Here is an 11,713-nt window from a genome sequence, read left to right as displayed (position 1 = left end):
GACCCGCGAGATGCTGCTCGGTCTGCCGGCCGACACCGCGCCGCATCTGCTCGGGGGCGTCCTGAGCGTCACGATCGGCGGCGCTACCGTCGCCGTGCGTCTCACCGAGGTGGAGGCGTACCACGGCAAGGGGATGGGCGACCGGCCCGACCCGGGTTCGCACGCCCGCATGGGGCGCACGGCCCGCAACGCAACGATGTGGGGCGAGCCCGGCCACCTGTACGTGTACCTCAGCCACGGCATCCATTCGTGCGTCAACGTCGTGTGCGGCCCGGAGGGTCAGGCGGGCGGAATCCTGATGCGCGGCGGCGAGATCGTCGAAGGCGTCGAGGCCGCGTTCAGCCGACGGAAGGCGGCCCGGACACCTCGCGACCTCGCGCGGGGACCGGGGCGTCTGGGGGATGCCGTGGGCCTGCGACATCCGGTCCACGACGGCATCGACGCCGTCACCGGCGAGGAGCAGGCGGGAGCGACCGCGCGACTGCTGCTTCCGTCGGAGCCCCTGAAGGGGATCGCCGCGGGGCCGCGCGTGGGAGTGGCCGGCGAGGCGGGGACGGATGCCTTCCCCTGGCGCTTCTGGATCTCCGGCGACCCGACCGTCTCGGCGTTCCGCTGGGGCCGCGGCGCGGGCCCAACGGCCTGACCCTCGGGGTCGTCGGGGCTGCGCCCGGGAGCGAGAACGCCGGGCTACGCCTCGCCGGCCGTCTCCTCTTCTTCGGCCTTCGGCGGCACCGGCAGCTTCGACGGCAGCCCGGACGACAGCAGCAGTCCGAGCAGCGTCAGTGCGAAGACGAAGAACAGCGCCTGGCGCAGCGACTCGACCTGGGTGTCGGCGTACAGCTGGGCGACCTCGGTCGCCGACGCGCTGTCGACGCCCGCATCCGTCAAGAGCTTCTCGGCCTGCTGCTGCGACACGATCGGAGCGCCCTTGGAGGCGGCTGCCACGACCTCCGCACGCACGGTGTCGTCGATCGCCGTGCTCTGCTGCACCGCAGTGGTGAAGCCGGAAGTGAGCAGCAGGATGAACACCGAGCCGACGACGGCGGTGCCGAATGACGAGCCGAGGTTCTGAAACGTGCCCTGCAATCCGCCGACCTCCGACGTGTCGGCCTGGTCGACGGCCGACATGTTGACGTTGCCGAGCTGCGAGGCGAGCAGACCGAAACCGGCGCCGACCACGAACATTCCCGTCGCGAACAGGAGGTCGGCGAGCTCGGGCTGCACCGCCACGAACACGAGGAGCACGCCGACCCCGAGGATGAACTGGCCGATCCGGCCGATGTTCCGAGCGGTCCGCACGGTCGACAGGCGCGATCCCAGGATCGAGAAGAGGATCAGACCGACCGAAAGGGGGAGGATCTTGAGCCCGGTCTGCAGCGCGTTGTAGCCGAGGATCGTCTGCAGGTAGACCGGGATCACGAAGAACAGCGCCGCGATCGCGAAGTACTGCGCGAGGAACATCGTCAGGCCGCTGCGCAGAGCGGGGATGCGCAGCAGGCTGACCTTCAGGAGAGGCACACGGCCGGTGCGCTCGAGCTTCTGCTGGCGCTTGACGAACCACCACAGCACGACGAACGCGAGAAGGATCAGGTAGGCGACCGGCGAGATGCCGAACGGCGCCAGCGGCTGCCCGTTGACGACCGGCGGGTTCAGCGGCACGAACCAGCCCCATGTCTTGCTCTGCAGGATGCCGTAGACGAGCATCGCGAGGCCCGCGGCCGACAGCACGACGCTCAGCAGGTCGATGCGCAGCCTGTGGTCGCCGGGGACGTCCTTGATCCGCCCCGACACGAGCAGGACCAGCACCATGACGATGGTCTCGGCAAGGAAGACGTAGCGCCACGACGAGTAGGTCGTGACGACGCCGCCGATCAAGGGCCCCGCGGCCGCTGCCGCGCCGGTCACAGCGCCGAGGACCGCGAAGGCGACAACGCGCGCGCGGCCCTCGTAGTTGATCGCGGCGAGGGCGGCGATCGCGGGGATGACGAGCACCGCACCCAGGCCCTCGACGAGCGACCAGCCCAGCATGAGCACCGTGAGGTTGGGGGCGAGGGCGGTGGTCAGCGACCCGATGCCGTAGACGATCGAACCGATGCGGAAGGCCAGGCTGCGCCCCCAGCGGTCGCCGAGCTTGCCGCCGGTGAGCATGAACGCCGCCATGGTCAGCGCGTAGAACGTGATGGCGGCCTGCATGCCCGAGATATCGGTCCCGAGGTCGTGCGCGACGGTCGAGATGGACACGTTCATCACCGTGCTGTCGAGCACCATGATGAACTGCGCGACGCTCAGCAGGATGAGTACGAACCATTTCCCCATGCGTGAAGGGTAGTGGCGGGTGGGTGTCGAATTGGGGACCTGGGCGGCGGTCAGGTCAAGATGCCGCCCGTGCTAGACTGACTCTTTGTCTGCGCGCACTCCTGCGTGCAGTTCGCCCCCAATACGATGCCCCGGCCGGAGACGGCCGGTTGTCGCGTGGGGACAGACAAGGGATCTTGGGTGGGGCCGTCCGGCTCCACGGTACTGAAGGAGTCACCAATGGCAGCAGTGTGCCAGGTGACCGGAGCTGTTCCCGGCTTCGGTCACAACATCTCGCACTCGCACCGCCGGACGAAGCGTCGCTTCGACCCGAACGTGCAGAAGAAGACCTACTACGTTCCGTCGCTCGGTCGTAAGATCACGCTCAACGTGTCCGCCAAGGGCATCAAGGTGATCGACGTGCGCGGCATCGAGTCGGTCGTGAAGGACCTCCTCGCGAAGGGTGTGAAGCTCTGATGGCGAAGAAGGCTCAGGACGTTCGTCCGATCATCAAGCTGCGTTCGACCGCCGGCACGGGTTACACCTACGTGACGCGCAAGAACCGCCGCAACAACCCCGACCGCATCGTGCTCAAGAAGTACGACCCCATCGTGCGCAAGCACGTCGAATTCCGAGAGGAGCGCTGACCTATGGCGAAGAAGAGCAAGATCGCTCGCAACGAGCAGCGCAAGGTCGTCGTCGAGCGCTACGCGGCCAAGCGTGCCGAGCTGAAGAAGCAGCTCATCGACCCCAACTCGACCGACGAGCAGCGTGAGGCCGCTCGCATCGGCCTGCAGAAGCTGCCCCGCAACGCGTCGCCGGTGCGCCTGCGCAGCCGCGACGTCATCGACGGCCGCCCCCGCGGTGTCCTGTCGAAGTTCGGCATCTCGCGTGTCCGCTTCCGCGACATGGCCCACCGTGGCGAGCTGCCCGGCGTGACCAAGTCGTCCTGGTAAGCACTCGCTGGAAGAAGGCCGGAGCCCCTCGGGGCTCCGGCCTTCTTCGCATCCGGGCGGCCTACAATCGCCGGATGCCGCTCGACCCGTTCTTCGCGCAACGGCTGCGCACGCATCGGCGCTACCTGATCGGCAAGGCCTTCGGCGACCTGAAGCGCAGGCTGCCGTGGACGGCGTTGAAGGCGAAGACGAAGGAGGACGCGGATGCGGCGGCCCCCGCATCCTCCCCAGCACAGGCGAAGCCCGCTCCCCAGTCCGCGCCCTCCGGCCCGCGCGAGGCCCGCGCCCGGCATCGCCGCGCCGCCCTCGGGTGGGACCGCACTGAGCAGAAGACCGTCGGCACCCCGGGCCCCGACCTTCGCACGACGGAGCACATGGTGCCCGTCCCCGGATACCCCGACGTCCGCGTGCGGATCTACCACCCCGACTCCACAGGCCCCGCTCCCGCCTGCCTGACCTTCTACGGCGGAGCCTTCCGCATCGGAGGCATCGACTTTCCGACGACGGATGCCGCCCACCGCCGGCGGGCGGCCGCATCCGGGGTCGCGATGGTCGCCGTCGACTACGCGCTCGCTCCCGAGCACCGCTACCCGACGCAGATCGAGCAGGCCTATGCCGCGCTGGAGTGGCTGTTCGCGAACGGCGTCGAGCTCGGCCTCGACACCGGGCGGGTCGCGGTCGACGGCGCGAGCGCCGGCGGATGCCTGGCCGCCGCGCTGACGCTGGTGAACCGCGACAGGGCGCAGCATCCGATCCGCCTGCAGATCCTCGAGGTGCCCGTCGTCGATCTCACCGGCCGGCACATCGATCTCGGCGCTACGTGGGCCGTCGGCATCCCGGGTCCGATCGTCACCCGCGAGCTGCGCTCGGTGCGCCGCACGTACCTCGGCCGCCAAGAACGCGCCCGCGAGGCGTACGCGTCGCCGCTGCGGGCGCACTCCCACGCCGGGCTTCCGCCCGCCGTGATCCTGACCGCCGAGTACGACCCGCTGCGGCGGCAGGGCGAGGTCTATGCGGCCGCGCTTCGCGCGGCGGGCGTCGAGGCGAGCGCGGTGCGCTACCTCGGCGTCACACACGACATCGCGGTCTTCACGGGCGTGCTGGCGGCGGCGCGGCGGTGGGAGGCGGAGGTCGTCAATGCCCTTCGCACTCTGCACAACGCGTAACACACGTCACATCTGTCACACCAGTCACAGCGACACGCCGCCGGAATACTCCGAAACGGGCGGAATTCCGCGGGATTCCGCGGAATCTCTGTATATTCGAGGGCGGTCGAACCGACCAGCCGGGGGCGCAGTCCTCTGGTCCGTTGCAAGAAGGGCGATCGTTCGATCGATCGCTCCGGAGGACAACCACATGGCTGACAAGTCCATCACCAAGACCGAGCTCGTCGCGAGCATCGCCAGCGCCACCGGGCAGAGCCAGTCCGCCGTTTCGGGCGTGCTCGACTCGCTGTTCGCCACCGTCTCCGACGCGGTCGCGAAGGGGAACAAGGTCTCGATCCCCGGCTGGATCGCCTTCGAGCAGGTCGAGACGGCCGCCCGCACCGGCCGCAACCCGCAGACCGGCGAGGAGATCAAGATCCCCGCGGGCAAGCGCGTCAAGGTCACCGCGGGCTCGAAGCTCAAGGCTTCGGTCAAGTAACCCACGCTCTCGGAGGAGGGGGACGCCGTCGGCATCCCCCTCCTCCGCTTTTCCGGTCGCGCGCCGTGACTTGCCCTAGGTGCACGGCGCGCCCGCGCGTGTCGCGAGCACCTAGGGCAAGTCAGCGCCGGACAAGTCAGCGCCGACGGGAACCACGGCCGGCGGTCACAGCCTGCCGACGTAGGCTGGAGGAATGCCGTCCACCACCGCTCCGCGCCGGCCTGCCGTGCCGCGCGGCGCTGCGTCGCGGTCGGACTCCGAGCAGGCGCGCGCGGCGCGGGCGCTGCGGTTCGCCGGGCCCGCGCTCCTGATCGCGGCGGCGCTCGTCACCCTCGTGTGGGCGCTCGCGGTCGGCGGCGGTGCGGCGCCGCTCGCGATCGGCGACCCCGGCCCGGTCGTGCGGTGGACGCTGCCCGTCGCCATGATGTGCGTGAACCTCTCCGCCGCGGGCATGGTGGGCGCGCTCATCCTCGCGCTGTACGCACTGCGGGCCGGCGAGAAGCCGTACGAGCGAGCGATGGATGCAGCATCCGTCTCCGCCGCGATCTTCACGGTCGCCGCGGGCGCCACCGGCTACCTCACGTACCTCAACGCCTTCAACCCCAAGGTCGACCTGGGGCTGGAGTCGGGCCAGCAGCTGGCCGACTTCCTCGTGCAGACCGAGCTCGGCCGCACGTGGCTCATCACGACGATCGCCGGCGCGCTCCTGACCGTCGGCACCTTCGCGGTCCGCTCCTGGACCGGCTCCCTGATCATCGCGATCCTCGCCCTCGCCGCGCTCGTCCCGATGGGCACGCAGGGGCACTCCGGCGACCTCTCGACCCACAACATCGCGGCGACGTCGCTCATCCTGCACATGATGGGTGCCGCGGCCTGGATCGGCGGACTCGTGACGGTCGTGCTCGTCCGCCCGATCCTCGCGCGCGGCGACCTGCCGAAGCTGCTGCAGCGCTACTCCACCATCGCGCTCGTCTCGTTCGTGATCGTCGCCGTCTCCGGCGTGGCCCGCGCGCTCGTGGGGATCGGCACGCTCTCCGGGATCTTCTCCCCTTACGGCCTGATCCTCGGCGTCAAGGTCGTCGCGCTGCTGGTCATCGGAATGCTGGGCGCCGTCTATCGGACGCGCCTCATCGGCCGGATGAAGGACGAGGCCGCCGCCCGCGCGTTCTGGCGGCTCATCGTCGTCGAGCTCATCGTGATGGGCGTCGCGAGCGGGGCGGCGGCAGCGCTCGCGCGCACGGCCCCGCCGTCGAACGAGACGCTGCCCTCGGTGCGCACGCCGGCGGAGTTCCTCACGCAGTCGCCCTTGCCGCCGGAGCTCACGATCGGGCGCTGGTTCACCGCGTGGAACATCGACCTGCTCTGGGCGATCGTCATCGGCTTCGGGCTCTTCTTCTACCTCGCCGGCGCCTGGCGCCTGCACCGCAACGGCGATCGCTGGCCGATCTACCGCACCATCTGCTGGGTGCTGGGGATGCTGTGGCTGTTCTGGGTCACGTGCGGCCCCGTCAACGCGTACCAGGACTACCTGTTCAGCGTGCACATGGTCGGGCACATGCTCCTGACGATGGCGATCCCGCTGCTGCTGGTCGCGGGTGCCCCGATCACCTTGGCGATGCGCGCCATCCACAAGCGGGACGACGACACGCGCGGTGGTCGCGAGTGGATCCTCTGGGCCGTGCACTCGCCGGTGTCACGCGTGATCACGAACCCCTGGGTGGATGCCGCACTCTTCGTCGGATCGCTCTGGATCTTCTACTACACCGACCTCTTCCGCTGGTCGCTCTACGACCACCTCGGACACGAGTGGATGACGGTCCACTTCCTGATCGTCGGCTACCTGTTCGTGCAGTCCCTGGTCGGCATCGATCCGGTGCCGTACCGCGCACCGTATCCCTTCCGGCTGCTCACCCTCATCGGCGTCATGGCGATCCACGCCTTCTTCGGCATCGCGATCATGATGCAGACGGGGCTGATGGTCTCGGAGTGGTACGGCTCGATGGGCCGGACCTGGGGGCCGACGCCGCTTCAGGACCAGTACATCGGCGGCGGTGCGGCCTGGTCGATCGGCGAGATCCCGACACTGTTCCTCGCGATCATCGTGGCGATCCAGTGGAGTCGCAGCGACAGCAGGCTCCAGAAGCGTCGCGACCGGCACGCCGACCGCACCGGCGATGCGGAGCTCGAGGAGTACAACGCCCGACTCGCGGCTCTCGCCGAGCGCGACGCCCGGACGCCTGGCCGCTGACACGCGGATCAGGTTGTGGGCGACCCGGTGTCGTCGGTCTCCTCGCCCTCGTCCGGCTCGATGTCGCTGCGCAGCCTGCCGGTGATGGCGTCCACGGCGGCCCCGACGGTCGGTGCGAACCGGTCGGGCGTGAATCGATCGGTGACTCCGAACTCACGCAGGATGTCCTTCACAGGGTCCTTCATCTCGGCGAAGACGAGCCGGATCCCCTGAGCCGTCAGATAGTCGTCGAGCTCGAGGAGCTCGTCGATCGCGGTCGTGTCGATGTCGGTGATGGGCTCGGCGGCGAGGATCACCGTGTGGACGCCGGGCCCGGCCGCGATCGTCTGCTCGCGGACGTAGTCGTCGAAGCTCGCGCCGTTCGCGAAGAACAGCGGCGCATCGAAGCGCACGATGACGATGCCCGGGATGCGGGTGCCGGTCGGGTTGCGGGAGAGGTCGTGATAGCCGCGCAGGCCGGGCACACGGCCCAGCTCGGCCCGGTAGGGCCGCCACGACCGGATCACCACCGCGAGCAGCGAGAGGACGATGGTGATGACGATGCCCGGCAGCACACCGACGACGAGGACGCCGAGGAAGGCCGCCAGGGAGAGAACGGCATCCGTCCTGTCCATCCGGAACAGGCGAATCGTGCCGCGGACGTCGATGAGCCCGGCGGCCGCGGAGATGACCACGGCGGCGAGCGTCGCGGACGGGAGGAACGCCGTGATGCCGGGCGCGAGCAGGATGAAGACGACGATGAGGGCGGCGCCCACGAGCCCCGTGACCTGGGTCCGTGCCCCCGCCTGCTCCGCGACAGGCGTGCGCGACGACGACGCCGAGACGGGGAAGCCGCCGAGCAGCCCGCCGGCGATGTTGGAGATCCCGATCCCGGTCATCTCCTGGCTTCCGCTCACGCTCTCGCCGCGTCGCGCGGCGAACGTGCGTGAGAGGACAGCGGTGTCGGTGAAGGCGACCAGCGCGATGCCGGCCGCGGCGGGAAGGAGGACGACGATATCGCCCCACTGCAGTCCGGCGAGCGCGGGCGCCGGAAGTCCGCGCGGGAGAGCGCCGACGACGGGCAGGACGTCCTGGAGCTGCAGCAGCCACGTCAGCAGCATCGCTGCGACGACGGCGACGAGCACCCCGGGCACCGGTGATCGCAGCCAGCGGAGGGCGAAGATGAGCAGGAGCGAGCCGATCCCGAAGGCGACCGCGATCGGCAGCACCTCGCCGGCAGCGATGCCGTGGATGATCGCATCGACCTCGGCGACCGGGCCCTGGGCGTCGGTCGAGAAGCCGAGGAGCTTCGGCACCTGGGAGATGACGACGAGCACGCCGATCGCGTTGAGGTAGCCGACGCGGATGGGCTTCGAGAGCAGGTCCGTCACGAACCCCAGCCGGAGGATGCCGCCGATCAGCATCAGCGTGCCCACCAGGATGCCGAGCAGCCCGGCGAGGGCCACCGCGCGGCTCTCGCTGCCGAGTGCGAGCGGCAGGATGGCCGCGGCGATGATGGGCGCGAGCGCCGAGTCGGGGCCGAGCACGAGCACGCGCGACGGGCCGAAGATCGCGTACACGGCGAGAGGGACGATCGTCGCGTAGAGACCGGTGACCGGGGGAAGCCCGGCGACCTCGGCGTACCCCATCCCGGCGGGGATGAGCAGCGCGGTCACGACGATCCCGGCGCGTAGGTCGGGCCACAGCCACGACCGTCGATATCTGAGGATCGTGACCAGCCCCGGCACCCACCGCTCGGCGACTCCCGCAGTCATGGCGTCTAGTCCGTATCGGGGGAGACGACTCTGATGGATGCCGAGCCGTCGGGCTGGATCGTCACGGTCCCGGTCACGAGGAACGGCACGTCCTCATCCACGTGCTTGACCGAGCCGTCGAAGATCGAGCGCACGTCGACGCGGATGTGCGCGACCGCGGTGGTCGCCTGGATGCGCCAGCCCGCACCGTCGGGCTGCAGGTGCACGGGCGGCTGCGTGACGATCGACCACTTCGGAAGTCCGATCACGCGGTTCTCCACGACGTAGCCGAACGGACAGGCCGTCGGCTGGAGCACCTGCTGCGTCGCGCAGGTGGCCAGGAAGTCGTCGACCTGCGTCGTCACGGCCTTCTCGAAGCTCGCGGTCGGCTGGGCCTGGATGTCGATGGGCGTCGACGTCATAGACGAGTTGGCGAGCACGGCGACGCCCGAGCTCTCGGCGATCGGGGTGTCGACGGTCACCGAGTAGAGCCCCGGTGAGAAGACCAGGAGGGGAACCGGGGCGAGCGCGTTGGCGGACGCCTCGTTCGACACCTGCCGCTTGTCGACCTCGAAGCCGTTGACCGAGAACTGCATCGAGCCGCGCACCGTCAGGTCGATGACGGCGAGCGGGCTGCGCGCGAAGCGCCACGCGGGGACGATGCCGATCCATCCGTCGCGCGCGACGGCGAATTCGGTCGTCCCGCGGTGACCGTCGGCGCGGTACCCGATGGTCACGAAGGTCTCGCCGTCGCGCTCCTCAGCCGAGATCGCGTGCACGTCGCTGAGCGTCCCGAGCGCCGCGGGCCGCAGCAGGGCATCGGATGCGTGGAGGGGCAGTCCGGATGTCTCGAGCTCGGACGAGTCGACCGCCACTCCGGGGATGGCGAGGGCATCGGCTGTTCGGCCGTCTCCGAGGTCTTGAACGTAGCGGAGCACGAAGGCGGTCGGACTGTAGAAGTCCTGGTACACGGCCGCGGCGCCTGCGCCGAGGGCGGCGAGCAGCAGCACGCCCACTCCGGCGAGGAGGCCTATGTCGAGGGCGAGCGGGCGCCGCCGCGGGCGCGCGGGGGACGGCTCCTGCGGAAGTGCGGGAAGCGGCGGGGCCGGGGCGTCGATGACGTCGGTTGCGGCGGTGCCGTCCTCGATTCGTGCGGATGCCGGCGCGTCCGGTGCCGGGGGCGCGGGAGGGCTCGCGGATGCGACGGATGCCGCCGCATCCGTCCCCGGGTCCCCGGTGTGCACGCCCCCCTGGCTCACAAGGCGATTCTAGGAACGAACGGCTGGAAAAGCCCTGGCCGCGGCTCGCCGTCTACCATGGATTCGATGACGGTGCGCACGCTCTCGGCCGAGCAGGAGGCCCTGTTCCGGCTGATCGAGGACACTCGCGAGCACGTCTTCGTCACCGGCCGCGCAGGCACGGGCAAGTCGACGCTGCTGCAGCATCTCGCGTGGAACACGAGCAAGCAGATCGTCGTGTGCGCGCCCACGGGCGTCGCGGCCCTGAACGTCGAGGGCCAGACGATCCATTCGCTCTTCCGGCTGCCGATCGGGCTCATCGCGAACAGCGAGCTCGAGCAGTCGGATGCGACGCGCAAGATCCTCAACGCCATCGACACGCTCGTCATCGACGAGATCTCGATGGTCAGCGCGGATCTGATGGATGCGATCGATCGCTCGCTGCGGCAGGCCCGCGGCCGCCGACGCGAGCCGTTCGGCGGGGTGCAGGTCGTCATGTTCGGCGATCCCTACCAGCTCGCGCCCGTGCCGCCCCGCGGCGACGAGCGCCGCTACGTCGACGACCACTACCGCTCGTTCTGGTTCTTCGACGCGCGGGTGTGGACCGGCGCATCCACCGAGGGCGACGGGATGCTGGACGAGATCCTGGCAACCGGCGAGTTCGGCGCTCCCCTGAACGTGAGCGAGCTGCGCGACATCCACCGCCAGTCCGACCCGGCCTTCAAGGCGATGCTCAACGCTGTGCGCCATGGGCGGGTGACGGCCGACATCGCGCAGGTGCTCAACGACACCGGCGCCCGGCGCCCCCCGGCGAACGTCGAGGGCGAGCCGCCGATCATCACGCTGGCGACGCGCAACGACCGGGTCAACGCGATAAACCGCGGCCACCTCGAGGCGCTCGACGGCCGCGAGCAGACCGCGACGGCGGAGGTGAGCGGCGACTTCGGGCGCGGCGACGTGTACCCCGCCGACGTCGAGCTGAAGCTCAAGGTGGGTGCACAGGTGATGTTCCTGCGGAACGACACGCAGCAGCACGGCGACGGACCCCGCTGGGTGAACGGCACCATCGGCACCGTGACGCGCATCGCCGGCGGCACGGTGCGCGTCGACGTCGACGGTGAGGAGCACGATGTCGAGCCGGCCGTGTGGGAGAGGTTCCGCTACGCCTACGATCCCGGGTCGAAGAAGTTGACACGCGACATCGTGGCCGAGTTCACGCAGTTCCCGCTGCGGCTGGCGTGGGCGGTCACCATCCACAAGTCGCAGGGCAAGACGTACGACAGAGCGGTGGTCGACCTCGGCTCGGGCGCCTTCGCGCCGGGGCAGACGTATGTCGCGCTGTCCCGCCTCACCTCTCTCGAGGGGCTGTACCTCACGCGCCCTCTGCGCCCGAGCGACATCCGCGTCGATCCCGACGTGCAGCGGTTCATGCAGCGGGTGCGGCAGGCCGCATCCTGAATCGCGCGCGCGTGGCGCCGAACCTATACGGCATCACGTCGCACGAGGCAAGCCCCCGCGGGCATGGTCGACGCGGTGTGCTTGAATCGAAATGCACGATCAGGCGTGCAGGGCGCGATCACCGGGGGGTGAGGATGCGAT

The 11,713-nt window shown here is 69.8% G+C and carries 11 protein-coding genes; 8 read left to right on the top strand and 3 right to left on the bottom strand.

The features are described 5' to 3' along the window. Positions 1 to 10: 10 nt before the first annotated feature. Positions 11 to 643: a DNA-3-methyladenine glycosylase gene (locus tag AC0NZN_RS15145; protein ID WP_474593185.1), complete on the top strand. Its 633-nt coding sequence runs from the start codon at positions 11 to 13 to the stop codon at positions 641 to 643. Positions 644 to 687: 44 nt separating this feature from the next. Here AC0NZN_RS15145 and AC0NZN_RS15140 read toward each other — a convergent pair whose 3' ends face one another. Further along, positions 688 to 2,316: an MFS transporter gene (locus AC0NZN_RS15140; protein WP_474593141.1), complete on the bottom strand. Its 1,629-nt coding sequence runs from the start codon at positions 2,314 to 2,316 to the stop codon at positions 688 to 690. A 219-nt stretch (positions 2,317 to 2,535) separates the two neighbouring features. Between AC0NZN_RS15140 and rpmB the strand changes: the two genes are divergently transcribed. The 6 genes from rpmB to AC0NZN_RS15110 all read left to right on the top strand — a co-directional run bounded on the left by rpmB (position 2,536) and on the right by AC0NZN_RS15110 (position 7,143). Beyond that, on the top strand, positions 2,536 to 2,772 hold the full coding sequence (gene rpmB, locus AC0NZN_RS15135; RefSeq protein ID WP_474593140.1) for a 50S ribosomal protein L28: 237 nt from the start codon (positions 2,536 to 2,538) through the stop codon (positions 2,770 to 2,772). Then, a complete protein-coding gene (rpmG, locus tag AC0NZN_RS15130) occupies positions 2,772 to 2,942 on the top strand; it encodes a 50S ribosomal protein L33 (RefSeq protein WP_320942767.1) in 171 nt (56 codons plus the stop codon). Before rpmB ends, rpmG begins: the two co-directional genes overlap by 1 nt. Positions 2,943 to 2,945: 3 nt before the next feature. After that, complete coding sequence (gene rpsN / locus AC0NZN_RS15125; protein WP_474593139.1) at positions 2,946 to 3,251, top strand: 30S ribosomal protein S14; 306 nt, start codon at positions 2,946 to 2,948, stop codon at positions 3,249 to 3,251. Between the two features lie 74 nt (positions 3,252 to 3,325). Beyond that, on the top strand, positions 3,326 to 4,417 hold the full coding sequence (locus AC0NZN_RS15120) for an alpha/beta hydrolase (RefSeq protein ID WP_474593138.1): 1,092 nt from the start codon (positions 3,326 to 3,328) through the stop codon (positions 4,415 to 4,417). Between the two features lie 190 nt (positions 4,418 to 4,607). Then, a complete protein-coding gene (locus tag AC0NZN_RS15115; protein ID WP_320942770.1) occupies positions 4,608 to 4,895 on the top strand; it encodes an HU family DNA-binding protein in 288 nt (95 codons plus the stop codon). Between the two features lie 193 nt (positions 4,896 to 5,088). Then, positions 5,089 to 7,143: a bifunctional copper resistance protein CopD/cytochrome c oxidase assembly protein gene (locus AC0NZN_RS15110; protein WP_474593137.1), complete on the top strand. Its 2,055-nt coding sequence runs from the start codon at positions 5,089 to 5,091 to the stop codon at positions 7,141 to 7,143. A gap of 8 nt (positions 7,144 to 7,151) precedes the next feature. On the opposite strand, the gene AC0NZN_RS15105 is transcribed toward AC0NZN_RS15110, so the two are convergent. Both AC0NZN_RS15105 and AC0NZN_RS15100 read right to left on the bottom strand, forming a co-directional pair. Further along, on the bottom strand, positions 7,152 to 8,897 hold the full coding sequence (locus tag AC0NZN_RS15105; protein WP_474593136.1) for a SulP family inorganic anion transporter: 1,746 nt from the start codon (positions 8,895 to 8,897) through the stop codon (positions 7,152 to 7,154). 5 nt (positions 8,898 to 8,902) lie between these two features. After that, complete coding sequence (locus tag AC0NZN_RS15100) at positions 8,903 to 10,135, bottom strand: hypothetical protein (RefSeq protein ID WP_474593135.1); 1,233 nt, start codon at positions 10,133 to 10,135, stop codon at positions 8,903 to 8,905. A gap of 66 nt (positions 10,136 to 10,201) precedes the next feature. Here AC0NZN_RS15100 and AC0NZN_RS15095 point away from each other — a divergent pair, with 66 nt between their 5' ends. Then, positions 10,202 to 11,572, top strand: a complete 1,371-nt coding sequence (locus AC0NZN_RS15095) for an ATP-dependent DNA helicase (protein ID WP_474593134.1) — start codon at positions 10,202 to 10,204, stop codon at positions 11,570 to 11,572. Positions 11,573 to 11,713 lie beyond the last annotated feature (141 nt).

Source organism: Microbacterium sp. sgz311019, from assembly GCF_056135325.1.
This window is presented reverse-complemented; position numbering and strand designations above follow the sequence as displayed.

Excerpts from the sequence above, each read along its gene's own strand:
- AC0NZN_RS15120 (WP_474593138.1), top strand. The coding sequence starts at position 3,326 with ATGCCGCTCGACCCGTTCTTCGCGCAACGGCTGCGCACGCATCGGCGC.
- AC0NZN_RS15115 (WP_320942770.1), top strand. The coding sequence starts at position 4,608 with ATGGCTGACAAGTCCATCACCAAGACCGAGCTCGTCGCGAGCATCGCC.
- AC0NZN_RS15095 (WP_474593134.1), top strand. The coding sequence starts at position 10,202 with ATGACGGTGCGCACGCTCTCGGCCGAGCAGGAGGCCCTGTTCCGGCTG.
- rpmG (WP_320942767.1), top strand. The coding sequence starts at position 2,772 with ATGGCGAAGAAGGCTCAGGACGTTCGTCCGATCATCAAGCTGCGTTCG.
- rpsN (WP_474593139.1), top strand. The coding sequence starts at position 2,946 with ATGGCGAAGAAGAGCAAGATCGCTCGCAACGAGCAGCGCAAGGTCGTC.
- rpmB (WP_474593140.1), top strand. The coding sequence starts at position 2,536 with ATGGCAGCAGTGTGCCAGGTGACCGGAGCTGTTCCCGGCTTCGGTCAC.
- AC0NZN_RS15105 (WP_474593136.1), bottom strand. The coding sequence starts at position 8,897 with ATGACTGCGGGAGTCGCCGAGCGGTGGGTGCCGGGGCTGGTCACGATC.
- AC0NZN_RS15110 (WP_474593137.1), top strand. The coding sequence starts at position 5,089 with ATGCCGTCCACCACCGCTCCGCGCCGGCCTGCCGTGCCGCGCGGCGCT.
- AC0NZN_RS15140 (WP_474593141.1), bottom strand. The coding sequence starts at position 2,316 with ATGGGGAAATGGTTCGTACTCATCCTGCTGAGCGTCGCGCAGTTCATC.
- AC0NZN_RS15145 (WP_474593185.1), top strand. The coding sequence starts at position 11 with ATGCTGCTCGGTCTGCCGGCCGACACCGCGCCGCATCTGCTCGGGGGC.